This is a genomic window from Brevundimonas sp. KH_060 (assembly GCF_057838275.1).
The window spans coordinates 1,894,079-1,920,777 of sequence record NZ_CM174463.1; the positions used below are offsets into that span (position 1 = coordinate 1,894,079).

Here is a 26,699-nt window from a genome sequence, read left to right on the forward strand (position 1 = left end):
CTCAGTAGGACAGGCGTAGACCCACCGACAGGGTGCGCGGCGGTGCGTAGCCGGCCACCCCGCCCGCAGTCTCGGACACCTCGACCTCGGCGTCGAACAAATTGTCAGCCGCCACCCACAGCAGGGTCCGGGATCCGGCGCGCCATTCCGCGCGGGCGTCGACGGTGACGGCGGCGTCCAGCACACGGCTGTTCAGATCATCCTCGAACCGCTTGCTTTCATAGCGAGCCTGCATCGACAGGCCGAGCCGGTCCGACGCCTGCCAGTCCAGTCCTCCGGTCACGCTCCAGATCGGCGCCTGAGCGGGCCGCAGTCCCGTCAGCTGCGGCGCCGCTGAACCGCCGTCCATGCGGGCGTCGGTGATCGACAGAGCGCCGTTCAGGGTCAACCCGCCTCGCAGCGCCTGACGCGCCGTCAACTCCACGCCCTTTGCCTCGATCGTCCCGGCGTTCTGGCGCTGACGCAGCACGCCGCCCGCCGGAACAAAGCCCGCCCGCGGAAAGGTTCCCGGCCCCTCAGCGATGGTGACGTTGACGATGGCGTCCTCGATCCGGTTCCAGAACAGATTGACGCCGAGGGCCGAGATCGGCCCCTCGAAGACCAGACCCGCCTCGATCCCTTGCAAGGTCTCGGGAACAAGGGCTGCATTGGCCTCGGTCAGGTCGTTGCCGACGCGGAACGGGCGGTGCAGCTCATTCAGACTCGCTGGGCGAAAGCTGGAATAGGCCGCAGCCCGCGCCGCCCAGCCGCCGCCGATGAACCGCCGCGCCGCCAAGCGGGCGCTGACCACTTCGCCCGAGCGATCAGGATCGCTTTCGTCCAGCGTGGGCAGGCCCGTGGCGCGATCCCACTCTCGCCGCTTGCCGTTCTCATTGCGCCAACCGTCCAGGCGCAGCCCGCCCGCCACCAGCCACCGGTCGTCGCTCCATGACCCTTCGCCATAGAGGCCCGCGACGGAGGTCTCGCCGCCGGCAATCCGGTCACGGGTGAAGGCGCCCTGCATGAAGCGGAAACGCTCACGCGTCTCGCCCTCGTTGAAGCGAGCGTCGGCGCCCAGCTCCCATTCCAGCCGTCCTCCGGCGATATCTCGCGCCGAGCGACGCAGGGCCGCGTTGACGCCCCACCCGGTCGCTGGCGTTTCATACTGGTCATTGGCGGGCGTGGTTCCGCTGCGGTCAGGCGACACGGCGACGGAGGTGTTGGCGAAGTCGCTTTCGCGTCGCCACGCCTGAAGCCGCCAACCATAGCGCCCTTCGTCCGGCCTGCGCGCCGCCGTGGCGGACAACAGGTGGCCGCTGGCGCTGGATCGCGCGCCCGCCAGACCTGAGCCGCGCTCTTCGTCATAGATGGACCCCCGCAGCGACAAACTCGCCTCGCCCAGCGGCGCATCCAGCCGCAGGGCCGCCGCGCGCGCCTCCAGATCCAGCGGCGTATCCGCCGCCCCGGCCGCCGCTCCGCGCACAGGGGTATAGCCGTCGCTGGTCTCATACAGGGTGGACGCCGTCAGCCGCGCCCGTCCGATATCGAACCCGCCGGAGCCGGCCAGCCGCGCCCATCCCCGTTCGGCGACCGAGGCTGACAGCACGCCGCCGCGTTCTCGCTCGCGCAACTGGATCACGCCCGTCAGGGCGCCCGCGCCATAAGGACCGGCTCCGGCCCCACGCACGATGTCGAGGTTCTCCAGACTCTCCGTTGGCAGTTGCGACCAGATCACCCAACCGCCGAAAGGATCGTTCATCGGCACGCCGTCCAGCGTCACCAGCGTCCGCCCTGCGCCCGACGGCGCAATGGCGCGCAGGGATATCCCTTGCGTCGTCGGATTGGCCGCCAGACTCGAAGTGCGTCGGAACAGGGACACGGCCGGAACCGCGCTCAGGGCCTCGTCCAGCCGGTCAGCGCGCGCCAGCGTCTCTTCGTCCAGCCGAATGACCGAAAAGGCCGCCTCGCCCGCCGCAGGCGGCAATCGCGCCGCCGTCACCACGACTTCGTCAACGACGTGCGCCTGAAACTCGATCAACGCTGAACTCCCTGCCAACCGCTCGGCGACCGGATCAGGGATAGTCGATGCCGTCAGGCTTGTCGTCTGCCGAGCTTCAGCATCCGCGTGTCAAATGACCGCCGCCCGAGAAGACCTCAGCCCGCAATAACGCTCAAACGGCGCCGCCGGTCGAGGCGCTGAACAACAGCGCCAGAACGCCGCGAACGATCAGACCAAGCGCCATCACGCCGACCGTGGCGCCGATCAGAAACACCGCGCGAAAATGCCGGTGCAAGAAATAGAGGATATCGCCTGCCATCTGCGTCAATCCAAAAGGTTAACAGCATGATGACACACGGTTCGGCGAAAACCGCAACAAGCGTTCGTGATCAGACCAGGCGGCTCTGCACCAGGGCCGCCGCAACGAAGCTGGCGAACAGCGGGTGCGGAGCGAACGGGCGGCTGCGGTATTCGGGGTGATACTGCACGCCGATGAACCAGGGGTGATCCTTGCGCTCGACCGTCTCGGGCAGCACGCCGTCCGGCGACAGACCGGCGAAGAACAGCCCGCCTTTTTCCTCCACCGCCTCGCGATAGTTGATGTTCACCTCATAGCGGTGACGGTGGCGCTCGTTGATGTCGGTCTGGCCGTAGATCTCGGCGATCTTGGAGCCGGGCGCCAGGGTCGAGGCGTAGGCGCCCAGACGCATGGTGCCGCCCAGATCGCCGCCCTGTTCACGCTTCACGCGCTCATTGCCCTGGACCCATTCGGTCATCAGGCCGACGACAGGTTCGTCCGCCGGGCCGAACTCGGTCGAGGTCGCCTTGGGATAGCCCGCCAGGTTCCGCGCGGCCTCGATCACCGCCATCTGCATGCCGAAGCAGATGCCGAAATAGGGAATCTTGCGCTCGCGGGCGTAACGCGCCGCCTCGATCTTGCCCTCGGCCCCACGCTCGCCGAAACCGCCGGGCACCAGGATGGCGTGAGCGCCTTCCAGACGTTCGGCGCAAGCCTGCGGGTCGCCGGCGAAGGTGTCCGCCTCGACCCAGTCGATGTTGACCTTGGCGTTGTTGGCCACGCCGCCGTGCTGCAGGGCCTCGATCAACGACTTATAGGCGTCCTTCAGCACGGTGTACTTGCCGACCACGGCGATGTTGACCTCGCCGTCCGGATGCAGGCGGCGACGCACGATCTCGTTCCAGCCGGACAGCTCCGGCTCAGGCGCGTCGGTCATGCCGAAGTGGGCCAGCACCTGCGTGTCCAGGCCTTCGCGGTGATAGTCCAGCGGCACGGCGTAGATGTCGGCCGAGTCCATCGCCTGGATGACGCTGTCCGGGCGGACGTTGCAGAACTGGGCGATCTTGCGCTTCTCGTCAGCCGGGATCGGCGCTTCGGAGCGGCACAGCAGGATGTCGGGCTGGATGCCGATGGAGCGCAGTTCCTTGACCGAGTGCTGCGTCGGCTTGGTCTTCATCTCGCCGGCGGTCTTGATGAAGGGCAGCAGCGTCAGGTGAACGAAGCACGACTGCCCGCGCGGCAGATCCTGCTCCAGCTGACGGATCGCCTCGAAGAAGGGCAGCCCCTCGATGTCGCCGACCGTGCCGCCGATCTCGACCAGGACGAAGTCCACATCCTCGCCGCCGTCCGTCTTGGCCGGGTTGAGGCAGAACTGCTTGATCTGGTCGGTGACGTGCGGAATCACCTGAACGGTCGCGCCCAGATAGTCGCCGCGACGCTCTTTCTCGATGATCGTCTGATAGATGCGGCCGGTCGTGATGTTGTCCGACTTGGCCGCCGAGACGCCGGTGAAGCGTTCGTAGTGGCCCAGGTCGAGGTCCGTCTCGGCGCCGTCGTCGGTCACGAAGACTTCGCCGTGCTGATAGGGGCTCATCGTGCCCGGATCGACGTTGAGATAGGGGTCCAGCTTGCGCAGGCGGACCTTGTAGCCCCGCGCCTGCAGAAGAGCACCGAGAGCGGCGGAGGCGAGGCCTTTTCCAAGAGAGGAAACCACGCCGCCGGTGATGAACACATAGCGAGCCATGGGCGGACACCTTACTCCATGATTCGTCCTGCGCGGAGAGGCTCAGGAAAAATCCAACTGTTGATCAAAAGAAGAAAGCGCGCCTTGCGGCGCGCTTCCCCAAACTCGATGGCGGCGACGCCCTTATTGAGCGGGCGCGCCCTGGCCGGCCGGCAGGCTGGCTTCCAGATCGTCCAGCGACGGGGCGACCGGAGCGGCCGGCGTCGCCGGTGCGGCTTCGGGCGTAGCCGGCGCCGTCTGCTGAGGCTGGTCCACGGCGATGGAGCCCACCGCATCGGCGTCGATCACCGAACGCGACCCGCGCGCATAGTTGCCCGCGATCGTCAGGCTGATGGCGCAGACGAAGAAGGCGATCGCCAGGATCGACGTGGTGCGGGTCAGCAGATTACCTGCCCCGCGCGCCGTCATGAAGCCCGAAGGACCGCCGCCCATGCCCAGGGCGCCGCCCTCGGAACGTTGCAGCAGGATCACGGCCGACAGGGCGACCGAGATCAGGATCATGGCGACGAGCAGAATGGTCTGGAGCATGGCGTCATTCATGTGGGCGCAGAAGCGCGCCGATCAAGCGGCCGCCTCTAACATTGATGGAGAGTTCGGGCAAACGCTCAGGCGCGCGGTCAAACTGCGCGGATGATGCCCAGGAAGTCTTCGGCCTTCAGCGAGGCGCCGCCGACCAGGGCGCCGCCGACCTCGGCCACGCTCAGGATCTCCTTGGCGTTCGACGGCTTGACCGAGCCGCCGTACAGGATCGGCGCGGCGCGGCCGCCCTCGCCCAGCTTGACGACCATGGCCGCGCGCACGGCGGCGTGGACTTCCTCGATCTGCTCCAGCGTCGGCGTCAGACCGGTGCCGATGGCCCAGACCGGCTCATAGGCGACGGCGAACGCCTTGCCCGCCAGCGAGGCCGGAAGCGAACCCGCGACCTGACGGCTGACGACCTCGACCGCCTGCCCCGCTTCGCGCTGCTGAAGCGTCTCGCCGATGCAGATGATCGGCTCCAGACCGGCGGCCAGGGCGGCCTCGACCTTGGCGGCGACGTCGGCGTCGGTCTCGCCGAATCCGGCGCGGCGCTCCGAGTGGCCGAGAATCACCAGACCGGCGCCCGCATCGCGGACCATCTCGGCCGAGACCGAGCCGGTGTAGGCGCCCGACGTCTCGGCGTGGCAGTCCTGCCCGCCGATTTCGACGACGCCGCCCTTCAGGGTCTGCGCCATGCGGTCGATCAGAGTGGCGGGCGGGCACAGGGCCACGCGACAGGCCGCAGCCTGCGCCTTCAGCGCCTTCTCGAGGGTTTCAGCCTCGGCCAGGCTCGCGCCCAGGCCGTTCATTTTCCAGTTGCCGGCGACCAGCTTCACAGATTGTTTCATGCGGCCTGTCTAGTGGCGACGGCGGCGGAAGCCAAGATGTCGTCAAGCCTCACTTGCAGCGGCGGCCCTGCACCCCCTATACGCGACCCTTGGCGCCCTTTCGACGCCGGCCCTCGTCAGGTTCTTCTTAGATGATCACGCACTTCCGCAACTTCGCCAAGTCCAAGTGGGCTGGGGGCCTGTTCGCCCTGATCATTCTCAGCTTCCTAATCGTCGGGGCCCAGTCCGACATCTTCGCCAGCCTGGGGCCGCGCCACATCATCAGCGCCGGCGACCGCAGCGTCGATTCCAACCAGTTCCGGGCCGATTTCGAGCGCGTGCGCGCCAATCTGCAGGAGCAGGCCGGCCGCCCTGTCAGCTATGACGACATGGTCAAGGAAAACCTGCACCAGCAGTATCTCGACAGCCAGACCCAGCGTCTGGGCTTCCTGTCGTGGGCCTGGAAGAACGGCATCCGCCCCGGCAAGGAGCTGGTGCTGGCGGAAATCCGCAAGATTCCGGCCTTCTTCAACCAGATCACCGGCCAGTTCGATCAGGATCTCTACGCCCAGGCTCTGGCGCAACAGAACCTGACCTCGGAAATGCTCGAGCAGGACCTGCGCGACCAATACGTCACCGCTCACGTCGGCTCGGCCGTCTTCGCCGGCCTCCAGGCGCCGCGCGTCTACGCCGCCCTGCTGGCGGGCCAGGCGCTGGAAACCCGTGACGGTCGCTGGTTCTCGGTCACTCAGGACATGGCAGGCCGCGCGGGCGCCCCGACCGACGCCCAACTGACCGCCTTCATGAAGGAAAACGAGGCGCGTCTGCGCAGCCCCGAGTTCCGCATGATCTCCCTGGTGCTGTTCACGCCGGGTCCGAGCGATGCGCGCCCGACCATCTCTGAAGAACAGATTCAAGAGCGCTATGAGTTCCGCAAGGCCGCCCTGGCCGATCCGGAGAAGCGCACCTTCGTCACCCTGACCGTTCCGACCAAGGAAGCCGCCGACAAGATCGCCGCCGATCTGCGCGCCGGCAAGAATCCGGCCGAGGTCGCCAAGGCCAACAACATCCAGCTGGGCGACTACAAGGGCACGCCGCAGGCCGCCGTGGGCGACCCCGCCGTCGGCGCCGCCGTGTTCGGCCTGGCCGTCGATCAGGTTTCGGCGCCGATCCAGGGTCGTCTGGGCTTCACCGTCGCCAAGCTAGCCGCCATTCAGGCTGGTCAGGCCGTGACGCTGGAAAGCGCCCGCCCCGCCCTGGTTCAGGAACTGCAAGCCGAAGCCGTCAAAGCCGCCACCTACGCCAAGGTCGAACAGTTCGAAAAGGCGCGCCAGGAAGGCAAGAACCTGGCCGACGCCGCCACGGCCGCCAAGGCCCGCGTCATCCAGCTGCCGCCCTTCACCCAGCAAGGCCAACTGCCGGACGGCCAGCCGATGAACGCCCCGCGTCAAGTTCTGGAAAGCGCCTACACCCTGACCAAGGGCGGCGAGAGCGACGTGATCGACGCCGGCGACGGCCAGTACTTCGCCGTCCGCCTGGACGACATCCGCCCGTCGGCCCTGCCGACGCTGGAAGAAGTCCGCGCCCCGCTGGGCCAACAGTGGACCCTGCGTGAGAACGCCCGCCTGCTGTCGGCCAAGGCCGAACAACTGGCCGGCCGCGTTCGCGCCGGTGAAGACATCGCCAAGGTGGCCGCCGAAGCCGGCGCCCCGCTGACCGTCCGTACGGGCGTGCAGCAGAGCCGCGAGTCGCAGGCCCAGGTCGGCGACGGCGTGCTGCGCGGCCTGTTCGGTCAGAGCAAGGGTCAGGTCTTCTCCGACGCCCAGTCGCAGACCGCCTTCGTCGTCGGCCGCGTGGACGCCATCCACGCCGCCAACCCGGCCCTGGCCGCGCCGCTGGCTGAACAGGCCCGCCCGCGTCTGACCGAAGAGCTGGCCAACACCCTGGCCGACCGCACCATCGCCGCCGCCGCCGCACGCACCAAGTCGCGCAACGACCCGGCCCTGGCTCTGCAAGCCCTGGGCGTGGAGGCTGCGGCCGCTGCGCCCGCGGCTCCGGCTGCGCCCGCTCCCGTCAAGAAGTGATGCACGAAGAACGCGACGCCTTCATCGCCGGCCTGACGGCCGGCCGCCCCCAGGTTCTGGTCCGCCGCCTGGTCGATGATCTGGAAACCCCCGTCTCGGCCTTCCTGAAGGTCGGGCACGGGCGGCGCTACGCCAGCCTGTTCGAGTCGGTCGAAGGCGGCGCCGTCAACGGCCGCTATTCCTTCGTCACCCTGTCGCCGGACGTGGTCTGGCGCTGCCGGAACGGCAAGGCCGAGATCGCGCGCGGCGCCGACGTCCTGTCGGAGACCTTCACCCCGGAAGACAGACCCGCGCTGGAATCCCTGCGCGCCCTGATCGCGGCGACGAAGTTCGAGCTGCCTGCCGATCTGCCGCCGATGGCCGCCGGTCTGTTCGGCGTCTTCGGCTACGACATGGTGCGGCTGCTGGAGCCGCTGGGCGCCGCAAACCCCGATCCGCTGGACCTGTCCGACGCCGTCATGGCCCGTCCGGCCCTGGTCGCCATCTTCGATTCAGTGAAGCACGAGATCGTCCTAATCTCTGCGGCCTATCCCGATACGGCGGCCGATCCGAGCCAAGCCTACGCCGCCGCCGAAGCCCGGCTGGGGGATTTTGAGGACCGCCTGCGCGGCCCCCTGCCGATCCAGCGCGAAGTCGAGCCGGTTCCCGCGCCCAACTTCCACTCCGACGTCGATGAGGCCGCCTTCGGCCGCATGGTCGCGCGGGCCAAGGACTACATCGCCGCCGGCGACATCTTCCAGGTCGTGCTGGCGCACCGCTTCTCGGCGCCCTGGAGCCAGGACCCGTTCGCCTTCTATCGGTCGCTGCGTCGCGGCAACCCGTCGCCCTATCTGTTCTTCCTCGATTACGTGGATTTCCAGTTGGCTGGGTCCAGCCCGGAAATCCTGGTCCGGCTGAAGGACGGTCGCGTCACCATCCGTCCGCTGGCGGGCACCCGTCCGCGCGGCGCCACGCCCGATCAGGACAAGGCGCTGGAAGTCGAACTGCTGGCCGATCCCAAGGAGCGGGCCGAGCACCTGATGCTGCTGGACCTGGGTCGCAACGACGTGGGCCGCGTCTCCACGCCCGGCTCGGTCGAGGTGACGGAAAGCTTCGTGGTCGAGCGCTACAGCCAGGTCATGCACATCGTCTCCAACGTGAACGGGGCGGCTGATCCCAAGCTGGACGCAGTGGACACCCTGTTGGCCGCCCTGCCCGCCGGCACGCTTTCGGGCGCGCCCAAGGTGCGGGCCATGGAGGTCATCGACGAGCTTGAGACCGAAAAGCGCGGCGTCGGCTACGGCGGCGGCGTCGGCTACATCTCGGCCAATGGCGAGGCGGACATCTGCATCGTCCTGCGCACCGCCATGTTCGCGAAGGGCCAGATCTTCGTCCAGGCGGGCGCGGGCGTCGTCGCCGACAGCGACCCGGCCGCCGAATATGCCGAAACCCTGGCCAAGGCCCGCGCGCCGATGAAGGCGGCTGCGGAAGCGTGGCGCTTCACTGCGACCACTCGCGGCCAGGGCGTCGGCGGATCAGTCTAAGGATTGGAAACCGTGGAACCCTGGTCAAACGACACGCCGGGGCCCACGACCATGGTTCCGGCCAGTAGGACCGCCGCTGTGGCGGCGAAGGCGGCTGCGGCAAGCAGGCGCAGGGGTTTCGGTTGTTCCGCCGGGGCCTCGTTCAACAGGGCGCGGGCGTCACGAATGGCTTCGATGGGGGTCAAGACGGATTTCTTCCGATGGCGATGCTCCTGTATCGCCCGGACAGCTTAACGTCCGCTTTCAATCGGCCCGCCCGCCTTCCATGTTTGGGCCACCCTGCCTCCCCGTCCTAAGAAGCCTTCGCCATGATCCTCGTCGTCGATAACTACGACAGCTTCACCTACAATCTCGTCCACTACCTCGCAGAGCTGGGCGCCCAGACGCATGTCGTCCGCAATGACGACCTGACCGTCGAAGAGGCCTGGGCCTTGCAGCCCGAGGCCGTCCTGTTGTCGCCCGGTCCCTGCGCGCCGGATCAGGCGGGCATCTGCCTGTCGCTGATCGAGACGGCCGCCGAGACCATGCCGATCCTGGGCGTCTGCCTGGGCCACCAGTCGATCGGTCAGGCTTTCGGCGGCGAGGTGGTGCGCGCCAAGACCCTGATGCACGGCAAGACCTCGCCCATCCTGCATGAAGGGCGCGGCGTCTTCGGCGGCCTGCCCTCGCCCTTCACGGCGACGCGCTATCATTCGCTGGCCGTGCGCCGCGAAACCCTGCCCGACGCGCTGGAAGTCACCGCTTGGACCGAGGACGGCGAGATCATGGGTCTGTCGCACCGCACGCGGCCGATCCACGGCGTCCAGTTCCATCCGGAATCCATCGCCACGGAACACGGCCATGCGATGATCGCCAACTTCCTCGATCTGGCGGGCGTCAAGCGATTGGCGAGCGTGTGATGGACAGCATCAAGCCCCTGCTGGCCAAGCTGGTCGACGGACAGGTGCTGACCCTGGATGAGGCCAAGAGCTTCTTCGCCGCCTGCTTGCGCGGCGAGCCGACCCCGTCCCAGGTCGCCGCCGCCGTCACCGCCCTGCGCATCCGTGGCGAGACTGTGGACGAGATCGTCGCCTTCGCCAGCGCCATGCGCGAGGCCGCCCTGTCGCTGAACCACCCATTCGATCAAGTGATCGACACCTGCGGCACCGGCGGCGACGGCCAGCACACCTACAACGTCTCGACGGCGGCCTCCTTCGTTCTGGCAGGCGCAGGACTGAAGGTCGCCAAGCACGGCAACCGCGCCATCAGCTCCAAGTCCGGATCGTCCGACGTTCTGGCCGCGCTGGGCGTCAATCTGGACGCCACGCCCGCCCAACAGGCGCGTGCGCTGGATCAGGCGGGCATCGCCTTCCTGTTTGCGCCGACCTATCACGGGGCCATGCGCCACGTCGGGCCGGTGCGCGGCGAGATCGGCTTCCGCACCGTGTTCAACCTGCTGGGGCCGCTGTGCAATCCGGCGGGCGCCACGCATCAGGTCATGGGCGTCTATGATCCCGCCCTGCTGGAGCCGCTGGCCGAGGTTCTGGGCCGACTGGGCGCCCGGCGCGCCTGGACCGTCAACGGTCAGGGTCTGGACGAACTGACCACCACAGGCCCGACCGAGGTGGCCGAATGGAAGGATGGCGCCGTGCGCCGCTTCACCGTCACGCCCGCCGACGCCGGACTGCCCCTCGCCACGCTGGACGACCTGCGCGGCGGCGACGCCGAGTATAATGCGGCGGCCCTGACCGCCCTGCTGGCGGGCGAGCGCGGGCCTTATCGCGACATCGTCCTGCTGAACGCCGCCGCCGCCCTGGTGGTGGCCGGGCGGGTCGAAGATCTGAAATCGGGCGCTGAACTAGCCGCGACCGTCATCGACGACGGCCGCGCCGCCGCCGCCCTGGCTGAACTGGTGCGCGTCTCCCACGCGCCGATCGAAGACGAGGACGCCTGATGAGCGACGTTCTGGACCGCATCGCCGCCTACAAGCGCGAGGATGTCGCCGCCCGCAAGGCCGCCGTTTCGCAGGACGCCATCGAGGCGCGCGCGAAAGAAGCCTCCGCACCGCGCGGCTTCCGCGCCGCCTTGGCCGGCCGTTTCGCCGAAACCGGACGCCCGGCCCTGATCGCCGAGATCAAGAAGGCCAGCCCCTCCAAGGGCCTGATCCGCGCCGACTTCAACCCGCCCGTCCTCGCGCAGGCCTATGAGCGCGGCGGCGCGTCCTGCCTGTCCGTCCTGACCGACGGCCCCAGCTTTCAAGGCGACGACTCCTATCTGACCGCCGCCCGCGCGGCCGTCGCCCTGCCCTGCCTGCGCAAGGACTTTCTGGTCGATGCGTGGCAGGTCGCCGAGAGCCGGGCGCTGGGCGCCGACTGCATCCTGATCATCATGGACATGGTGGACGACGCCCTGGCCGCAGAGCTGCTGGCCGAGGCGACCCGTTGGGACATGGACGCCCTAATCGAAACCCACGACGCCGACGAAATGGCGCGCGCCGCCAGACTGGTTCAAGGCCGCGCCGACGCCCTGATCGGCGTCAACAACCGCTCGCTGCGCACCTTCGAGGTTGATCTGGCGACGACCGAGCAACTGGCGGCGCTCAGCCCTGAAGGCGCGCTTCTGGTCGCCGAAAGCGGCCTGTTCACGCCGCAGGACGTGGCGCGTGTCACCGATGCCGGGGCGCGCGCCCTGCTGGTCGGCGAAAGCCTGATGCGTCAGGCCGACGTGGAGGCGGCGACGCGGGCCTTGCTGGCCTGAGTCCTTATAAACCCGCTCATCCCGGCGGAGGCCGGGACCCAGTGCTTTGGCCAAGGGCACGACCGTGGCCGCCCCAAGCTCGGTTCACTAAAAAACTGCGCGCGCGGTTCTTACTGGGTCCCGGCCTCCGCCGGGATGAGCGGTAAGTGGGGGCGCTACCCCGCCTTCGCCGCAATCACCCGCAGCACTGCATCCGCCGCCAGTTCCGACGGGTCCGGTCCGCCGCGTCCCATAAGGTCCAGCGCCTCGGTCTGACGGCGCGCCTGATCGGCCGCCGCCTCGGGATCGGCCAGCAACCGCGCGACCGCCTTGGCCAGCGCCTGCGGCGTCGCCTCGTCCTGGATGAACTCCGGCGCGATGGCCTCGTCGGCGGCGATGTTGAACAGGGTGATGTGCCTGGCCGTCACCAGCCGCTTCATCAGGACGTAGCTCAGCCCGTCGATCTTATAGGCGATGACCATCGGCGCGCCCGCCAGCGCCAGCTCGGTCGAGACCGTGCCGCTGGTGGCCAGAGCGGCGTTGGCGGCTTTCATCGCGTCGTACTTGTCGGCTTCCTGCACGACATGGGCGCGGAACGGCCAGGCGGCGACCCGGCCCGCCACATCGGCGGCGACGGTGCCCGCCGCGACGACAGCCACCTCCAGCCCCGGAACCTGCGCCTTCAACTGCTTCACGGCCTGCTCATAGACGGGCGTCATGCGCGTGATCTCGCTGGGTCGGCTGCCCGGCAAGACCAGCAGCAGCGGTGCATCCGCCGCCATGCCCCGCGTCGCGCGGAAGCGGGCGCCATCGGCCCCCGCCATGTCGACGTGCAGCGCCTGCGAGCCGACGACGGTCGTCGGCAAACCCGCCTTCTCGAACCACGGCGCATCCAGCGCATAGAGGGCCAGCAGGTGATCCACTGCCCCGGCCAGCGTCTTGGCCCGCCCCGGACGCGAGGCCCAGACCTGCGGTCCGACGTATTTGATCAGCGGCGTCTTCGGCGAGGCGGCGCGGATCGCCTGCGCCACGCGGATGGTGAAGCCCCAGCTATCGATCAGCACCACGGCGTCCGGCTTCTCCACGGCCGCCAGCGCCGCCGTCTCGGCCACGCGCTTCTTGACCCGCCCATAGGCCTTGAGGCCCTCGATCCAGCCCAGGATCGACAGTTCGGCGATGTCGAAGGGGCTCTCGACGCCCTCAGCCGCCATCTTCGGGCCGCCCACGCCGACGAAGATCACGTCCTTGCCCAGCCGCGCCTTCAGCGCCCGCGCCAGCCCGGCGCCCAGGGCGTCGCCCGACGCCTCGGCGGCCACCAGCATGACCTTCAATGGACGGCTCATCGCGGCTCTCCCCAGACGAACAGGCCCAGACGGTCGGCCGCCTCAACCAGACCTTCGTGGTCGATGACGATCAGCCGTCCCTCGAACCCGCCGATCCCGGCCAGACCCGCAGCGGCCGCCAGTTCGACCGTCGTCGGTCCGATAACAGGCATGTCGACGCGCAGATCCTGAATCGGCTTGGGCGCCTTGCCCAGCGCGCCGCGCGCAAAGCCGGGCGAGCCGCGCAGGTCGGCCGGCAGGCCCGCCACACGGCGCAGCATCTCGTCCGTGCCTTCCTGTGCCTCGACCGCCAGCACCAGTCCGTCGCAGACGACCGCGCCCTGACCGATATCCAGTTCACCTGACTTTTCAGCGACATGCAGCGCCTTCTTCAGGTCCGCCAGCTGCTCCGCCGTCGGCGCCACGCGGCCCAAAGCGCCCGCCGCCAGCATCTCGCCGCCCAGAATGTCGTCCGCGCCCTCGACGGCGAAACCTTCGTCCTCGAACACCGACAGGATCTTGCGCAGCAGGGCGTCATCGCCCTTGGACGCCGCCGCGATGATGCCCGGCAGTAGGGATGCCCCCTTCAGATCGGGCTTCAACGTCCTGAAATCCGGCCGGTTGACGTAGCCCGCCAAGCACACCGCGCGGCAGCCCTCGGCGCGCATGGCTTTCACGATCTTGCCGATCTCGGCCATGCCGAAGTCCTGCCCCGGCCAGCGGTGCAGGTGAGCGTCGGCGAAGCCCTTCAGGCGGATGATGAAGACTTCGCGCCCCTCGGCCTCGCAACGCTGGGCGACGCGGATGGGCAGGTCGCCCGAACCCGCGATCAGGGCCAGCTTGGGCGGGGTCGTCATTCCGCGCCCGGCAGGCACAGCGGGCGCTTGCCGCCGTCACGGATGAAGGCGGTGATCTCCATGATCTCGGGCAAGTCGGCATAGGCCTGCTCGACCCGATCCAGACGCTCGGCGAAGACGCCTTCGCCCTCGAACAGGTCGCGGTAGGCGGCCAGCAGGCGGCGCACCGCGTCCTTACCGTAGCCCTTGCGCTTCAGCCCGATCAGGTTGAGGCCGTGCAGGCTGGCGTGATTGCCCCAGACCGAGCCGTAGGGAATGACGTCGCGCGTCACGGCGGCCAGACCGCCGACGATGGCGCCCTGCCCCACCCGGCCGTTCTGGTGCACGGCGCACAGGCCGCCGAGGAACACCTTGTCGCCGACATGAACATGACCGCCCAGGGTGGCGTTGTTGGCCATGGTCACGCTATCGCCGACCACGCAGTCATGGCCGACGTGGGCGCCGGTCATGAACAGGTTGTTCGAGCCGACGCGGGTCACGCCCGTCCCTTGAGGCGTGCCCCGGTTGAAGGTGCAGTGCTCGCGGATCAGGTTGTTCTCGCCGATCTCCAGCCGCACCGGCTCGCCCTTGTAGCCGCCGTGCTGCGGATCGCCGCCGATGACGGCAAAGGGGTGGATCGTCGTATTCGCGCCGACGCTGGCGTCCTGCTGGATCACCACATGGCTGACCAGACGCACGCCGGAGGCCAGGGCCACGCCCGGCCCGACGGTGCAGAACGGGCCGACCTCGACCCCGTCCGCCAGGGTCGCCGAGGCGTCGACGACGGCGGTCGGGTGGATGCTCACTGGGCGGGCTCCGCCACGGTGACGACCATGGCCATGAACTCGGCCTCGGCCGCCAACTTGCCGTCGATGAAGGTCTCGCCGCGGAACTTGTAGGCATCGCCGCGCGCCTTAATCACCTTGACCTCCATGCGCAGCTGGTCGCCCGGACGCGCGGGCTTGCGGAAGCGCACGCCGTCGATCGACATGAACATGATGACCTTGTCGGCCACCGCCACGTCCAGCGACTTGGACATCAACAGCGCGCCCGTCTGGGCCATAGCCTCGACGATCAGCACGCCCGGCATGACTGGATCGATCGGGAAGTGGCCGGGGAAGAAGGGCTCATTGTGGGTGACGTTCTTGATGCCGACGATCGAGGTCGCCGCCACGAAATCCTGCGCCTTGTCGACCAGCAGGAAGGGATAGCGGTGCGGCAGGCGACGCATCACCTCGGCGTAGTCGATGTTGTTGTCTTCGCTCATTCTTTCGATTCCTTCGCGCCCTTCTTCTGGGACGCCTGTTTGGACAGCCACACCGTCTCGCGCAAGAATTGGCGCAGGGGTTTGGCGGGATAGCCGGACCAGATCTCGCCCGGCGGGATGTCGGCCAGGACGCCGCCGCCGGCCGCGACGCGCGCGCCTTCGCCGATGGTGATGTGGTCGCCCACGCCCGCCCGACCGCCGAAGATGCAGTTGTCGCCGCTGGTGACCGAACCCGAAATGCCGGTGTGCGCCGCCATCAGGTTATTGCGGCCGATGACGCAGTTGTGGCCGATCATGACCAGATTATCGATCTTGGTGTTCTCGCCGATGACGGTGTCGTCATAGGCGCCCCGGTCGATGCAGGAATTAGCCCCGACCGTCACCCCGTCCTGAAGGATGACGCGGCCCAGTTGCGGGATGTCCACCGGACCGGCCTTGGACCCGGCGGCGCCGAAGCCCGCCTCGCCGATCCGCGCGCCGGCCAACAGCTTCACCCGGTCGCCCAGCAGGGCGAAGCCGACGGTGACGCCGGAACTGATCACACAGTCGCGGCCGATCTGGACGCCCGGCCCGATGACGGTGTTGGCGCCGATGCGGCTGCCGCGCCCGATGCGTACGCCTTCGCCCAGGACGGCGCCCGGCTCGACCACGACGGTGTCGTCCTCGGCGGCCTCGGCGGCGGTGATGGCGCGATCCAGACGGACGGGTCGGTGCAGCAGGGCCGACGCCCGCGCCCAGGCGGCCTGCGCCTCGCTGGAGACAATGACGGCGGCGTCAGCCGGCGCCGCGTCCACCGCCGATGGCGGCACGATCACGCACCCGGCTTTCGTCTCAGCCAAGGCGGCGGCGAACTTGCGATCGCCCAGAAACGCAATCGCGCCCCGGTCCGCACTGGACAGGGGCGCGACGGCCGAGACGATGACCTCGCCGCCCCGGACCACCTCCCCGCCGATATGCTCGGCGAGGGCGGCGACCGTCAGGGGCGACAGGGTCTGGAAGAACCTCGGATCGGGCATGGCCCGCCTTAGGACTGCGGCTGGGCCGGAACCGGCATGCGGTTGAAGCTCAGCGTCGGCAGTTGGGCGTTCAGGCGCTGGATGACGGTGTCCGTCACGTCCATGGCCGGGTTCATGATGAAGACGCTCTCGCGGTCGATCATGATGCCGCAGCCCTTCTCCTGGTAGACGGCGACCAGCAGGGGCTCGATGGTTTCCGAGATCTTCTGGCGCTGCTGGGCCAGGGTGTAGCGCAGCTCGTTGTCGCGGGTGCCTTCCAGTTGCTGAGCTTCCTGGATGCGGGTCTGCAGTTGCTGGCGACGCTGGTTCATCTGGTCAGCCGGAATGGTCGCAGCGCCCTGTTGCAGAGCCTGAGCTTCGGTCTGGATGGCGGTGGCGTAGGGCTGGAGTTCGCCCTGAACTTCCTGAGCCAGTTGCTCCATGCGGGTCTGAACGGCCTGACCGACCGTCGACTGAGCCAGGACACGCTGGTTGAAATAGACGCAGACGCCGGGGATGGCGGGACCGGGGTTGGTCGGACCTTGCGTCTGGGCCAGGGCGGCCGAAGCGGTCAGCGAAGCGAGGGCGAAGGCGCCGATAGCGATGAGTTTCATAATCTAAGCCTTGGTAGCGGCGGTCAGACCGCGGTTAGAACTGGGTAGAGGTCGAGAAGCGGAACGTCTCGGTCTTGTCGTAGTCTTCCTTGGACAGAACCTTCGACAGGTCGAAACGGATCGGCCCCATCGGCGAACGCCAGTGAATGCTGACGCCGGCGGCGGCGCGCAGCGACAGTTCATCGACGATGTTCGGGTTACGCAACCCCGTCGTCGGATCGACCATATAGCGGTCGTCCAGCTTGCCGATGGTGCCGAAGTCCGCGAACAGCGAGGTCTTGATGCCGTATTCGTCGGGCAGATAGTTCGGCACCGTCAGTTCAACCGTGCCGATGGCGTAGAAGTTGCCGCCCAGGGCGTCGGTCGTGGTCAGGTCGCGCGCGCCCATACCCGCCGTCTCGAAGCCGCGGAAGGTGTTGCCGCCCTTGAAGAAGCGGTCGTTGATGCGGATCGGATCGCCGCTCCAGCCGCTGACGTAGCCGGTCTGGCCCTGAACGCTGACCACCCAGTTCGGGCGGATGCCGTAGTACCAGGAGGCGTCGGCCTCGGTCTTGATGTAGTTCACGTCACCGCCGATGCCGGCGAAGTCCTGACGCAGCGACGCAGACCAGCCGCGCGTCGGCCGAACCGGGTCGTTCAGACGGTTCACCAGCAGGGTGTAGCCCGCCGAAGAGTTGATGTAGGAGCCCGCCTGGTCGCACAGCGCCGACGAACCGGCGCCCACGCCGCCGCAATAGCCGAACGGAATGACGACCTCGTCGTCCTTCAGGAAGTAGCGCGCGCTGAACGAAGCATAGCCGTTCAGCGGATAGGTGATGCGCACCCCGCCCCCGGTCGAGCGATAGTCGTAGGACGAGTATTTGCTCAGGTCATAGCGCATGTGGAACAGGTCGAAGCCCGCCCGCACGTCGCGCCCCAGGAACTTCGGCTCGGTGAAGCGGAAGTCGATCTGCTGACGCAGCGAGCCCCATTCGGCGCGCGCCACGACGTTCTGGCCCCGGCCGCGGAAGTTGCGCTCGGTGATGCCCAGGTTCAGCACGAAGGAGTCGACCGAGCTGAAACCCGCGCCGACCGACAGTTCGCCGGTGGGCTGCTCTTCCACGGTGACGTTGACGACCGAACGGTCCGGCGCGCTGCCGCGCGTCTCCTCGATCTTCACATCCTTGAAGAAGCCCAGGGCGCGCAGGTTGTTGCGCGACCGCTCGACCAGCGAACGGTTGAAGGCGTCGCCCTCGCCGACCATCAGCTCACGGCGGATGACGCTGTCCAGGGTGCGGGTGTTGCCGACCACATTGATGCGGTCGATGTAGACGCGCTGGCCCTCGCGCACGTTGAAGGTCACGTTGACCGTGTCCGTCTCGGGGTCGGCGCGATAGGTCGGGTTGATCTCGACGAAGGCGTAGCCGGCCGAACCGGCGGCGAAGGTCAGGGTGTCGACCGCCGCCTGGATGCGATCGCTCTCATACAGATCGCCCGAACGGATCGGCAGCAGCATCTGCAGGAAGTCGGCGTTCAGGCGGTCGTTCTCGGTGACGACCTTGATCTCACCGAAGTTGTAGCGGTCGCCCTCGTCCACCGTGACCGTCACACCGAAGGCGCTGTTGTCCGGCTTCAGTTCGGCCACGGACGACAGGATGCGGAAGTCGTAATAGCCGCGGTTCGTGTAGAATTTCCGCAGTTGCTCGCGGTCGTAGTCGATCCGGTTCGGGTCGTAGTTGTCGTTCGAGCTGAACAGACGCCACCAGGCCGACTGTTTGGTGACCATGACCTGACGCAGGTCGCTGTCCGAAAACGCGGTGTTGCCCAGGAAGGTGACGGCGGCGATGCCGGTTTCCGGTCCTTCGTCGATCTCGAAGACGACGTCGACGCGGTTCTGCTCCAGCTGGACCAGCTTGGGCGTGACGGTCGCCGAGATGCGGCCCGACAGGCGGTACAGTTCGACGATCTTGCCGACGTCTTCCTGAACCCGCGCGCGGGTGTAGATGCCGCGCGGGCGGATGGTCACTTCATCGCGCAGCTTCTTCTCGGCCAAGGCCTTGTTACCCTCGAAGGTCACCTGGTTGATGATCGGGTTCTCGGCGATCTCGACGATCAGGTCGCCGTTGGCCTGCAGGCCGATCTGAACGTCCGCGAACAGACCCGTGCGCGACAGGGTGCGCACCGCCACGTCGATGGTCACGGCGTCGATGGTGTCGCCCGGCTGGATCGGCAGGTAGGACAGCACCGTCGTCTGATCGATACGCTGGTTGCCCCGCACCACGATGCGGTTGACCGCGGCGCGCTCGGCTTCCGGCTGCGCCATCTGCACCTGCGGCGTCTGGGACGCTGCAGCGGGCGCTTGGGCCGGCGCAGGAGTCGCCTGCTGGGCCAGGGCCGGTTGCGCCAGTCCGGCGGCGAAGGTCAGGGCCAGGGCGCTGACCCCGAGAATGCGGCCAGGAGTCTGGGTCATGAGGCGACTGTCGTTTTGGTTCATGCGGAATACCATCGGGGGCTGGCGTCGGCTCACGAGACGAGCCCGCCGAGGAATTTGAAGAGATTGAGTTTCTGCAGATCGTTCCAGGTCGCGAACAACATCAAACCCGCCAGCAAAGCAAGACCGACCCGATATCCCGCCTCCTGAACACGGGCGGCCATCGGGCGGCGCGCCACGGCTTCATAAGCGTAAAACAGCAGGTGCCCCCCATCCAGAACGGGAATAGGCATCAGATTTAAAAAGCCGATTCCGACCGAAAGTATGGCCGCGAAGCTGGTCAGCGTCAGCAACAGATTGCGAACAATGGCCCAGGGCTCGGGATTGGCCGCGACCGCAGCGTTGGTCAGGGCGCCGGAAGCCTTGGCGATTCCCAGCGGACCGCTGAACTGATCGCCCGACTCGCGGCCGGTGAAGATGCGGCCGATGTAAGTCAGGGTGGTGTTCAGGATGGCGCCGGTTTCACGCACCCCCTGCCCCACCGCTTCAATGGGGCTGTAACGGACATGGCGGATTTCGTCGCGGGTCGAACCAAGCGCCAGACCGATGCGGCCGACGCTGACCCGACCGGCGATGCGGTCGGTCTCGACCCGGCGCTCGGGCGTAGCCGTCAGTTGCACCGCCTGATCGCCGCGCTCGACGGTGAAGCGCACCGGATCGCCGCTGCTCAGGGCCACGACGCGCGTCACCTCGCCCCCGTCAGAGATCAGCTTGCCGTTCACATGGGTGATCAGGTCGCCCGGCAGGAAGCCCGCCTGCGCCGCCGGCGACTGGGCCTGGACCTCCATCACCCGCGCGGGGCGCAGTTCGACGCCCACCAGGCTGAACAGCAGGGTGAAGATGAAGATGGCCAGCACGAAGTTGGCGAACGGTCCGCCCGCCACGACCAGGGCGCGCTGCCACAGAGGCTTGAAATAGAGGTAGTCGCGCTCGGCGCCCGGCCCATGCTCGGCCGTCACGGCCTGGCGCAGCGCCTCAAGTCCCGCACGATCCGGCACGCCGGTCGCATCCAGGTCGCCCGAGAACTTCACATAGCCGCCCAGCGGCAACCAGCCCACGCGCCACTCCACCCCATGGCGGTCGACGCGGCGCAGCACGGCGCGGCCGAAACCGATGGCGAAGCGATCCATCTTCACGCCAAAGGCGCGCGCGGTCAGGAAGTGACCCAGCTCATGCACCGTCACGACGACCGTCAGGACGAGCAGGAACGGCACGACGTAAATCAGGACCTGGCCGAAGGCGCCTATCATGCCGGTCAATGTCTCCTATGGCCCTTAGGCGGCTACGATCAGCGAGGCGATGGCGTCGTTCGCGATCCTTCGCGCCTCCGCATCGACCGCCAGGGCCGCGTCGCAAGCATCGTCGGAACCGCAAGACACGCCCGCGCCCGTCGCCTTTTCAAGGGTGTCGGCGACGACTGCGGCAATATTGAGAAAGCCCAGCCGTCGGTCAAGGAAAGCCAGGGCCGCCATTTCGTTCGCCGCATTGAAGACGATGGGCGCCACGCCGCCCGCCGCCAGGGCTTCGCGCGCCAGACGCAGCGCCGGGAAGCGCTGTTCATCCGGCGCCTCGAACGTCAACCGTCCCAAGGCCGCCAGGTCCAGCTTGGGCGCCGGCCAGGCCAGTCGATCCGGCCAGGACAGGGCGCAGGCGATCGGCGTGCGCATGTCCGGCGCGCCCATCTGGGCCAAAGTCGAACCATCCACATATTCCACAAGGCTGTGGATGATCGATTCCGGGTGCACCACCACATCGACCCGGTCTTCCGGCATGTCGAACAGATAGGCCGCCTCGATCAGCTCCAACCCCTTGTTGGCCATGGTGGCGCTATCGACCGAAATCTTGGCGCCCATGCTCCAGTTCGGATGGGCCACAGCCTGTTCCGGCGTAATCCGCGTCATGGCCGCGCGCGGCAGGGTGCGGAACGGCCCGCCCGAAGCGGTCAGCACCAGCCTGGACACGCGCTCCGGCGCCTCGGCCGGAAAGACCTGGAAGATGGCCGAATGCTCGGAATCGACCGGAATCAGACGCCCGCCGCTGCGCTTAACCCGCTCGATCAGCGCAGGACCGCAGCAGACCAGGCTTTCCTTGTTGGCCAGGGCCAGGGTCGCGCCCGTCCCCGCCGCCGCCCAGGCCGAGCGCAGGCCCGCCGCCCCGACGATGGAGGCCATGATCCAGTCGGCGGGCCGCACGGCCGCCTCGACGATGGCGTCCGGCCCTGCCGCCGCCTCGACCCCGGTTCCCGCCAGGGCGTCGCGCAGTTCGTTCAAGCGCGCCGGATCGGCCGTCACAGCGATGCGCGGCCGCCACCGGCGGGCCTGCTCGGCCAGACGGGCGATGTTGGCGCCGCCGGTCAGAGCCTCGACCTCGAACGCGGCCGAGCCCGCCGCCTGGGCCTGCTCCATCAGGTCCAGGGTCGAGCTGCCGACCGATCCAGTCGAGCCCAGAATGGTGACGCGCCGCGCGATCATGCCGCCCGCTCCAGCATCAGGACGATCAGGCGCCCGGCCGACACCACGACCACGGCGAACATCAGCCCGTCGACACGGTCCAGCAGACCGCCGTGGCCGGGGATCAGATTGCCCGCGTCCTTGACCCCGAAACGCCGTTTCAGCGCGGATTCCCACAGATCGCCGCCCATGGTGGCCAAGGCCGCCGTCAGCCCCAGAACCCCGCCCCAGAGGGCGTTCAGCAGGCCCATGTCCAGCCAGCCCGCCATGGCGGCGCCGGCGATCATCCCAGCGGTCAGGCCGCCGATGAAGCCCGACCAGGTCTTGTTCGGCGAAAAGCGCGGCCACAGCTTGGGTCCGCCGACGAAGCTGCCGACCAGATAGGCCAGGATGTCGGCCGACCACGCCACGGCGAAGACCAGCACGGTCCAGTACAGCCCCTGCACCTCGTGCAGGTCGCGCAGCCAGATCAGCAGGATGCAGGGCCAGCCGAGGTAGAGCACCCCATAGGCCGTATCCAGCAGGGACTCACCGCGCGTGCGGGCGAACAGGCCCGCCGCCAGGGCCCCGAACACCATCAGCACCAGGGCCAGTGAAATCTGCCCGACGTGGGCCGCGATCACCGCCACGACCAGGGCCAGGGCTACGCTGATCCCGATCGGCCGCCACAGGCGCGGCGCGCACATCCGCGCCCACTCGAAGGCCAGCAGAACCGCCCCCGCGACCACCAGGGCGCAGAACCAGTCGCCGCCCGCCCACGTCGCCAGGACCGCCGCCGGCGCCAGCACGACCGCCGAGGCGGCGCGCAAGGCGATATCTCGAGGCTTCAACGCCATATCAGCCCACGACCTCGCCATAGGCTTCGTCCATGACCTCGCGCCCGCCGTAGCGGCGCTCACGGCAGCCGAACTGAGCGATGGCTTCAGCCAGGGCTTCCGCGCCGTAGTCAGGCCACAGGATCTCCTGGAACACCATCTCGGCGTAGGCGGCCTCCCACAGCAGGAAGTTGGACAGGCGCTGTTCGCCCGACGTCCGCACGATCAGATCGACCGGCGGCGCGTCCGCCGTCGACAGACCGGCGCCCAGCGCCGCTTCGTCGACAACCACGTCTTCGCCCGCGCGCGCGCGATCGACCAGCCGCTGGGCCGCATCCACCAGATCCGCCCGGCCGCCATAGTTGAAGGCCACCTGCAGCAGGAATTTCTCATTGTCCGCCGTCTGGGCCTCGGCCCGCGCGACGATGGCGGCGATGTCGTCCGGCAGGCCCTTTCGGCGCCCCAGCACCTTCACCCGCACGCCCGCCGCATCCAGCCGGTTCAGATCGCTGCCGACGAAGGCGCGCACCAGGCCCATCAGGTCGGACACCTCGTCAGCCGGACGGTTCCAGTTCTCGGTCGAGAAGCCGAACACCGTCAGGCATCGCACGCCCAGCTCCGGCGCCGCCTTGATCGTGCGGCGCAGGGCCTGGACCCCCTCGCGGTGACCCACGGCGCGCGGAAGGCCCCGGCGCTGCGCCCAGCGGCCGTTGCCGTCCATGATCAGGGCGACGTGACGTGGCCCCTTTGCAGGCGCCGTGGCGACGGGCTCGGCCGACATGATGGGGGCGTCCTTCCTGAACAGATCTGACCGCGTCAGACCTGCATGATCTCGACTTCCTTGGCCTTCAAGGTCTCATCGATACGCTTGATGGCCGCATCGGTGTCCTTCTGGACCTCGGCCTCCATCTTCTTCTGATCATCCTGGCTGATATCGCCGGCCTTTTCAGCCTTCTTCAGCTCGTCGTTGGCGTCGCGGCGCACGTTGCGCACGGCGATCTTCTTGTCCTCAGCGTACTTGCCGGCCAGCTTGGCCAGGTCCTTGCGGCGTTCTTCGGTCAGCGGCGGGATCGGGATACGCAGCGTCTGACCGTCGACGACCGGGTTCAGGCCCAGACCCGCCGAACGGATGGCCTTCTCGACCGAAACCACCATCCCCTTGTCCCAGACGCTGACCGAGATCATGCGCGGCTCCGGCACGCTGATCGCCGCCACGGCGGTCAGCGGCGAGGTTGCGCCATAGGCCTCAACCACGACCGGCTCCAGCAGGCCGGCGTTGGCGCGGCCGGTACGCAGGCCAGCGTAGTCGTCCTTCAGAGCGGCGACGGATTTGTCCATCCGGTCACGGAAAGTCTTGAGATCGGGTTTGGCCATGACGTGTGTCCTTGGTCCTGTCGTTTGATGACGAAGCCGCTCAGGCGGCCTTGTTGGTGATGACGGTGAAGGTGCCTTCTCCCGTCAGCGCCTTCTGAATCGATCCTTCCTCGCGGATCGAGAAGACCACGATCGGAATGCCGCTGTCGCGCATCAAGGCGATGGCCGAGGCGTCCATGACGCGCAAGTCCTTGGCCAGGACTTCCTGATAGGTCAGCGTCTCATAGCGGGTGGCCGTGGCGTCCTTCTTCGGATCGGCGGTGTAGACGCCGTCGACGCTGGTGCCCTTCAGCAGGGCGTCGCAGCCCATTTCGGCTGCGCGCAAGGCCGCGCCGGAATCCGTGGTGAAGAAAGGCGCGCCGACGCCAGCGGCGAAGATCACCACCCGACCCTTTTCCAGGTGCCGCATGGCGCGGCGGCGGATGTAGGGTTCGGCGATGGCGGCCATCGGAATGGCGCTCTGGACCCGCGTATCGACGCCGATCTTCTCGAGCGCGCCCTGCATGGCCAGGGCGTTCATGATGGTGGCCAGCATGCCCATGTAGTCAGCGTTGGCGCGGTCCATGCCCTCGGCGGCCTTGGACAGGCCCCGGAAGATGTTACCGCCGCCGATGACCAGGCAGATTTCGACGCCCTGGCGCGCCACCGCGGCGACGGCGGCGGCGACCACGTCCACGGTCGGCATGTCGATGCCATAGGGCTGGTCGCCCATCAGCACCTCGCCCGAGACCTTCAGCAGGACGCGCTTGTAACGAAACTCAGAGGGGGCGTCGGGCATGATCAGGGGTCCGTGGATACAGGGGGTTAGCATCCGCGCGAAGTGAATCGGCGGCTCATCATAGACGAAGGGCGCGTCAGCCTTCAAAGCCGAACGCGCCCTTTTGAAATTTCTTCCCTTTCGGGAAGGCGTTTCGAGTTAGTTGCCGCCGGTCATCGAGGCGACTTCCGACGCGAAGTCGGGGGTTTCGACCTTCTCGACGCCTTCACCCAGCGCCATGCGGACGAAGCCGGCCAGCTTCAGCGCGGAGCCCAGCTCCTTGCCGGTGTTGGCGACCAGTTGTTCGATGGTCACGTCCGGGTCCATGACGAACGGCTGCTTGGTCAGCACCACGTCCTTCTGGAACTTGTTGATCTGACCTTCCACGATCTTTTCGATCATGTTTTCCGGACGGCCTTCTTCCTTGGCCTTCTCGATCAGGACGGCGCGCTCTTTTTCGATCGCGGCCGGGTCCAGGTCCGAGGTGTCCAGCGCCAGCGGAGCCGTAGCCGCCACGTGCATGGCGATCTTGCGGCCCACTTCACGCAGGGTTTCCTTGTCGCCAGCGCCTTCCAGGGCGACCAGCACGCCGATACGGCCGACGCCCGGCGAAACCGAGTTGTGGACGTAGGTCGAAACCACGCCTTCACCGACCGACAGGCGAGCCGCGCGACGCAGTTGCATGTTCTCGCCGACGGTGGCGATCAGGTTGGTGACTTCGTCCTGAACGGTCTTGCCGTTTTCCAGGGTCGCGCCATGGATGGCGTCGACGCCGTCGTGGTGCAGGCCCAGTTGAGCGAATTCCTTGGCCGCGGCCTGGAACAGGTCGTTGCGGGCCACGAAGTCGGTTTCGGCGTTGAACTCGATGGCCGAGGCGACTTCGCCCTTGCCGTCTTCGCGCACGGCGACGGCCACCAGGCCCTCGGCGGCGACGCGGTCGGCCTTCTTGGCGGCCTTGGACAGGCCCTTGGCGCGCAGCCAGTCGATCGCTGCTTCGATGTCGCCGTTGGTCTCAACCAGCGCCTTCTTGCAGTCCATCATGCCGACGCCCGAACGCTCGCGAAGCTCCTTCACGAGGGCGGCAGTGATCTCGGCCATGTTCTTCTCCTGAAATTCAAAATGGGCGGCCGGACTGTTTAGCCCGGCCGCATGTCAAGTTGACGTCGGTCCGGCGCGCGGCGGCGCCGGAACGTCAGTCTCAGCCCTCGACCTTCTCGGCCTCGGCGGCGACCAGCTCTTCAGCCACGCCTTCCGTGCCGGCCGGAGCCGCTTCGGCTTCAGCCTTGGGGGCGTCGGCTTCGCGCAGCATCGGCTCGACCGGAGCTTCCGAAGCGCCCAGGTCGATGCCTTGGGCGACGGCGCCGGCGGCCAGGCCGTCCAGGACAGCGTCGGCGATCAGGTCGCAGTAGGTCTGGATGGCGCGAGCGGCGTCATCGTTGCCCGGAACCGGATAGGTGATGCCGTCCGGGTCCGAGTTGGTGTCCAGGATGGCGATGATCGGGATGTTCAGCTTGCGAGCTTCCTGGATCGCGATCGCTTCCTTGTTGGTGTCGATCACGAACATGATGTCCGGCACCGAACCCATGTCCTTGATGCCGCCCAGCGACAGTTCCAGACGGTCCTTCTCGCGCTGCAGGGTCAGCAGCTCTTTCTTGTTACGGCCTTCACCGCCGGCGCCGACGATGGTTTCCAGCTCGCGCAGGCGAGCGATCGAGCCCGAAACGGTGCGCCAGTTGGTCAGCGTGCCGCCCAGCCAGCGGTTGTTCATGTAGTATTGGGCGCAACGCGTGGCGGCTTGCGCAACCGGGTCGGCGGCCTGACGCTTGGTGCCGACGAACAGCACGCGGCCGCCCTTGGCGGCGACGTCGCGCACAGCCACCAGAGCCTGGTGGAACAGCGGCATCGTCTGCGACAGGTCGATGATGTGGATGTTCGAGCGCGAGCCGAAGATGTAGCGGTCCATCTTCGGGTTCCAGCGGTGCGTCTGATGGCCGAAGTGAGCGCCGGCTTCCAGCAGCGTACGCATCGAGAATTCAGGCAGAGCCATGATCGTCTTTTCCTTTTTCCGATCAAACCTAGCGCGGGCGGTTAAAAGGATCGGCTGATCCCTC

General features: G+C 67.7%; 26 protein-coding genes. 5 read left to right on the forward strand and 21 right to left on the reverse strand.

Annotated elements, in window-relative coordinates; all coding sequences use genetic code 11:
• Position 1 precedes the first annotated feature (1 nt).
• From AC3IPP_RS09345 to tpiA, 5 genes are all read right to left on the reverse strand, one after another.
• A complete protein-coding gene (locus AC3IPP_RS09345) occupies positions 2-2,017 on the reverse strand; it encodes a TonB-dependent receptor (protein WP_489148778.1) in 2,016 nt (671 codons plus the stop codon).
• Between the two features lie 133 nt (positions 2,018-2,150).
• Positions 2,151-2,297: a hypothetical protein gene (locus AC3IPP_RS09350; protein ID WP_179205090.1), complete on the reverse strand. Its 147-nt coding sequence runs from the start codon at positions 2,295-2,297 to the stop codon at positions 2,151-2,153.
• 70 nt (positions 2,298-2,367) lie between these two features.
• Positions 2,368-4,020 carry a CTP synthase gene (gene pyrG / locus AC3IPP_RS09355; RefSeq protein ID WP_087141157.1) on the reverse strand — a complete coding sequence of 551 codons (1,653 nt, stop codon included), beginning with the start codon at positions 4,018-4,020 and terminating at the stop codon, positions 2,368-2,370.
• Positions 4,021-4,143: 123 nt separating this feature from the next.
• Complete coding sequence (gene secG, locus AC3IPP_RS09360; RefSeq protein WP_256968245.1) at positions 4,144-4,548, reverse strand: preprotein translocase subunit SecG; 405 nt, start codon at positions 4,546-4,548, stop codon at positions 4,144-4,146.
• An 89-nt stretch (positions 4,549-4,637) separates the two neighbouring features.
• Positions 4,638-5,387 (reverse strand): triose-phosphate isomerase, encoded by a 750-nt coding sequence (tpiA, locus tag AC3IPP_RS09365; RefSeq protein ID WP_489148779.1) that lies wholly within the window; start codon positions 5,385-5,387, stop codon positions 4,638-4,640.
• A gap of 131 nt (positions 5,388-5,518) precedes the next feature.
• On the opposite strand from tpiA, the gene AC3IPP_RS09370 reads away from it, so the two are divergent.
• A complete protein-coding gene (locus AC3IPP_RS09370; RefSeq protein WP_489148780.1) occupies positions 5,519-7,450 on the forward strand; it encodes a peptidylprolyl isomerase in 1,932 nt (643 codons plus the stop codon).
• Positions 7,450-8,973 (forward strand): anthranilate synthase component I, encoded by a 1,524-nt coding sequence (gene trpE, locus AC3IPP_RS09375; RefSeq protein ID WP_489148781.1) that lies wholly within the window; start codon positions 7,450-7,452, stop codon positions 8,971-8,973. Before AC3IPP_RS09370 ends, trpE begins: the two co-directional genes overlap by 1 nt.
• Here trpE and AC3IPP_RS09380 read toward each other — a convergent pair.
• Positions 8,970-9,158 carry a hypothetical protein gene (locus AC3IPP_RS09380; RefSeq protein WP_087141152.1) on the reverse strand — a complete coding sequence of 63 codons (189 nt, stop codon included), beginning with the start codon at positions 9,156-9,158 and terminating at the stop codon, positions 8,970-8,972. The two genes, trpE and AC3IPP_RS09380, sit on opposite strands and share 4 nt — an antisense overlap.
• A 123-nt stretch (positions 9,159-9,281) precedes the next feature.
• Between AC3IPP_RS09380 and AC3IPP_RS09385 the strand changes: the two genes are divergently transcribed.
• From AC3IPP_RS09385 to trpC, 3 genes are read left to right on the forward strand one after another with little or no spacing between them, the layout of a single operon-like run.
• Entirely contained in the window at positions 9,282-9,872 is a 591-nt protein-coding gene (locus tag AC3IPP_RS09385; RefSeq protein ID WP_489148782.1) for an anthranilate synthase component II, read from the forward strand.
• Positions 9,869-10,906 (forward strand): anthranilate phosphoribosyltransferase, encoded by a 1,038-nt coding sequence (trpD, locus tag AC3IPP_RS09390; protein ID WP_489148783.1) that lies wholly within the window; start codon positions 9,869-9,871, stop codon positions 10,904-10,906. The genes AC3IPP_RS09385 and trpD overlap by 4 nt, the downstream gene beginning before the upstream one ends.
• Positions 10,906-11,709, forward strand: a complete 804-nt coding sequence (gene trpC, locus AC3IPP_RS09395) for an indole-3-glycerol phosphate synthase TrpC (protein WP_489148784.1) — start codon at positions 10,906-10,908, stop codon at positions 11,707-11,709. The genes trpD and trpC overlap by 1 nt, the downstream gene beginning before the upstream one ends.
• 155 nt (positions 11,710-11,864) lie before the next feature.
• Here the strand turns inward: trpC and lpxB are convergent, their stop codons facing one another.
• From lpxB to rpsB, 15 genes are all read right to left on the reverse strand, one after another.
• Entirely contained in the window at positions 11,865-13,031 is a 1,167-nt protein-coding gene (lpxB, locus tag AC3IPP_RS09400) for a lipid-A-disaccharide synthase (RefSeq protein WP_489148785.1), read from the reverse strand.
• A complete protein-coding gene (lpxI, locus tag AC3IPP_RS09405; RefSeq protein WP_489148786.1) occupies positions 13,028-13,867 on the reverse strand; it encodes a UDP-2,3-diacylglucosamine diphosphatase in 840 nt (279 codons plus the stop codon). The genes lpxB and lpxI overlap by 4 nt, the downstream gene beginning before the upstream one ends.
• A complete protein-coding gene (gene lpxA, locus AC3IPP_RS09410) occupies positions 13,864-14,652 on the reverse strand; it encodes an acyl-ACP--UDP-N-acetylglucosamine O-acyltransferase (RefSeq protein WP_489148787.1) in 789 nt (262 codons plus the stop codon). The genes lpxI and lpxA overlap by 4 nt, the downstream gene beginning before the upstream one ends.
• Positions 14,649-15,113 carry a 3-hydroxyacyl-ACP dehydratase FabZ gene (gene fabZ / locus AC3IPP_RS09415; protein ID WP_046653574.1) on the reverse strand — a complete coding sequence of 155 codons (465 nt, stop codon included), beginning with the start codon at positions 15,111-15,113 and terminating at the stop codon, positions 14,649-14,651. Before fabZ ends, lpxA begins: the two co-directional genes overlap by 4 nt.
• Positions 15,110-16,129 carry a UDP-3-O-(3-hydroxymyristoyl)glucosamine N-acyltransferase gene (gene lpxD / locus AC3IPP_RS09420; protein WP_489148788.1) on the reverse strand — a complete coding sequence of 340 codons (1,020 nt, stop codon included), beginning with the start codon at positions 16,127-16,129 and terminating at the stop codon, positions 15,110-15,112. Before lpxD ends, fabZ begins: the two co-directional genes overlap by 4 nt.
• Before the next feature lie 8 nt (positions 16,130-16,137).
• Positions 16,138-16,722 (reverse strand): OmpH/Skp family outer membrane protein, encoded by a 585-nt coding sequence (locus tag AC3IPP_RS09425; protein ID WP_087141611.1) that lies wholly within the window; start codon positions 16,720-16,722, stop codon positions 16,138-16,140.
• A 34-nt stretch (positions 16,723-16,756) separates the two neighbouring features.
• Positions 16,757-19,171, reverse strand: coding sequence for an outer membrane protein assembly factor BamA (gene bamA / locus AC3IPP_RS09430; RefSeq protein WP_489148789.1), 2,415 nt, complete (start codon positions 19,169-19,171; stop codon positions 16,757-16,759).
• A 53-nt stretch (positions 19,172-19,224) separates the two neighbouring features.
• Positions 19,225-20,442, reverse strand: coding sequence for a M50 family metallopeptidase (locus tag AC3IPP_RS09435; RefSeq protein WP_087141613.1), 1,218 nt, complete (start codon positions 20,440-20,442; stop codon positions 19,225-19,227).
• A 24-nt stretch (positions 20,443-20,466) separates the two neighbouring features.
• The gene (gene dxr, locus AC3IPP_RS09440; RefSeq protein WP_087141614.1) at positions 20,467-21,663 is read right to left on the reverse strand and encodes a 1-deoxy-D-xylulose-5-phosphate reductoisomerase; all 1,197 of its coding nucleotides are present in this window, start codon (positions 21,661-21,663) and stop codon (positions 20,467-20,469) included.
• Entirely contained in the window at positions 21,660-22,478 is an 819-nt protein-coding gene (locus AC3IPP_RS09445; RefSeq protein ID WP_489148790.1) for a phosphatidate cytidylyltransferase, read from the reverse strand. The genes dxr and AC3IPP_RS09445 overlap by 4 nt, the downstream gene beginning before the upstream one ends.
• Before the next feature lies 1 nt (position 22,479).
• Positions 22,480-23,238 carry a polyprenyl diphosphate synthase gene (gene uppS, locus AC3IPP_RS09450; RefSeq protein WP_087141616.1) on the reverse strand — a complete coding sequence of 253 codons (759 nt, stop codon included), beginning with the start codon at positions 23,236-23,238 and terminating at the stop codon, positions 22,480-22,482.
• Positions 23,239-23,273: 35 nt separating this feature from the next.
• On the reverse strand, positions 23,274-23,831 hold the full coding sequence (frr, locus tag AC3IPP_RS09455) for a ribosome recycling factor (RefSeq protein ID WP_087141617.1): 558 nt from the start codon (positions 23,829-23,831) through the stop codon (positions 23,274-23,276).
• Positions 23,832-23,871: 40 nt separating this feature from the next.
• Complete coding sequence (gene pyrH / locus AC3IPP_RS09460; protein ID WP_087141656.1) at positions 23,872-24,609, reverse strand: UMP kinase; 738 nt, start codon at positions 24,607-24,609, stop codon at positions 23,872-23,874.
• A 138-nt stretch (positions 24,610-24,747) separates the two neighbouring features.
• Positions 24,748-25,686 (reverse strand): translation elongation factor Ts, encoded by a 939-nt coding sequence (gene tsf / locus AC3IPP_RS09465; protein ID WP_087141618.1) that lies wholly within the window; start codon positions 25,684-25,686, stop codon positions 24,748-24,750.
• 100 nt (positions 25,687-25,786) lie between these two features.
• On the reverse strand, positions 25,787-26,635 hold the full coding sequence (rpsB, locus tag AC3IPP_RS09470; protein ID WP_087141619.1) for a 30S ribosomal protein S2: 849 nt from the start codon (positions 26,633-26,635) through the stop codon (positions 25,787-25,789).
• Positions 26,636-26,699 lie beyond the last annotated feature (64 nt).

Excerpts from the sequence above, each read along its gene's own strand:
- AC3IPP_RS09350 (WP_179205090.1), bottom strand. The coding sequence starts at position 2,297 with ATGGCAGGCGATATCCTCTATTTCTTGCACCGGCATTTTCGCGCGGTG.
- pyrG (WP_087141157.1), bottom strand. The coding sequence starts at position 4,020 with ATGGCTCGCTATGTGTTCATCACCGGCGGCGTGGTTTCCTCTCTTGGA.
- secG (WP_256968245.1), bottom strand. The coding sequence starts at position 4,548 with ATGCTCCAGACCATTCTGCTCGTCGCCATGATCCTGATCTCGGTCGCC.
- tpiA (WP_489148779.1), bottom strand. The coding sequence starts at position 5,387 with ATGAAACAATCTGTGAAGCTGGTCGCCGGCAACTGGAAAATGAACGGC.
- AC3IPP_RS09370 (WP_489148780.1), top strand. The coding sequence starts at position 5,519 with ATGATCACGCACTTCCGCAACTTCGCCAAGTCCAAGTGGGCTGGGGGC.
- trpE (WP_489148781.1), top strand. The coding sequence starts at position 7,450 with ATGCACGAAGAACGCGACGCCTTCATCGCCGGCCTGACGGCCGGCCGC.
- AC3IPP_RS09385 (WP_489148782.1), top strand. The coding sequence starts at position 9,282 with ATGATCCTCGTCGTCGATAACTACGACAGCTTCACCTACAATCTCGTC.
- trpC (WP_489148784.1), top strand. The coding sequence starts at position 10,906 with ATGAGCGACGTTCTGGACCGCATCGCCGCCTACAAGCGCGAGGATGTC.
- lpxB (WP_489148785.1), bottom strand. The coding sequence starts at position 13,031 with ATGAGCCGTCCATTGAAGGTCATGCTGGTGGCCGCCGAGGCGTCGGGC.
- lpxI (WP_489148786.1), bottom strand. The coding sequence starts at position 13,867 with ATGACGACCCCGCCCAAGCTGGCCCTGATCGCGGGTTCGGGCGACCTG.
- fabZ (WP_046653574.1), bottom strand. The coding sequence starts at position 15,113 with ATGAGCGAAGACAACAACATCGACTACGCCGAGGTGATGCGTCGCCTG.
- lpxD (WP_489148788.1), bottom strand. The coding sequence starts at position 16,129 with ATGCCCGATCCGAGGTTCTTCCAGACCCTGTCGCCCCTGACGGTCGCC.
- AC3IPP_RS09425 (WP_087141611.1), bottom strand. The coding sequence starts at position 16,722 with ATGAAACTCATCGCTATCGGCGCCTTCGCCCTCGCTTCGCTGACCGCT.
- bamA (WP_489148789.1), bottom strand. The coding sequence starts at position 19,171 with ATGACCCAGACTCCTGGCCGCATTCTCGGGGTCAGCGCCCTGGCCCTG.
- AC3IPP_RS09435 (WP_087141613.1), bottom strand. The coding sequence starts at position 20,442 with ATGATAGGCGCCTTCGGCCAGGTCCTGATTTACGTCGTGCCGTTCCTG.
- dxr (WP_087141614.1), bottom strand. The coding sequence starts at position 21,663 with ATGATCGCGCGGCGCGTCACCATTCTGGGCTCGACTGGATCGGTCGGC.
- AC3IPP_RS09445 (WP_489148790.1), bottom strand. The coding sequence starts at position 22,478 with ATGGCGTTGAAGCCTCGAGATATCGCCTTGCGCGCCGCCTCGGCGGTC.
- uppS (WP_087141616.1), bottom strand. The coding sequence starts at position 23,238 with ATGTCGGCCGAGCCCGTCGCCACGGCGCCTGCAAAGGGGCCACGTCAC.
- frr (WP_087141617.1), bottom strand. The coding sequence starts at position 23,831 with ATGGCCAAACCCGATCTCAAGACTTTCCGTGACCGGATGGACAAATCC.
- pyrH (WP_087141656.1), bottom strand. The coding sequence starts at position 24,609 with ATGCCCGACGCCCCCTCTGAGTTTCGTTACAAGCGCGTCCTGCTGAAG.
- tsf (WP_087141618.1), bottom strand. The coding sequence starts at position 25,686 with ATGGCCGAGATCACTGCCGCCCTCGTGAAGGAGCTTCGCGAGCGTTCG.
- rpsB (WP_087141619.1), bottom strand. The coding sequence starts at position 26,635 with ATGGCTCTGCCTGAATTCTCGATGCGTACGCTGCTGGAAGCCGGCGCT.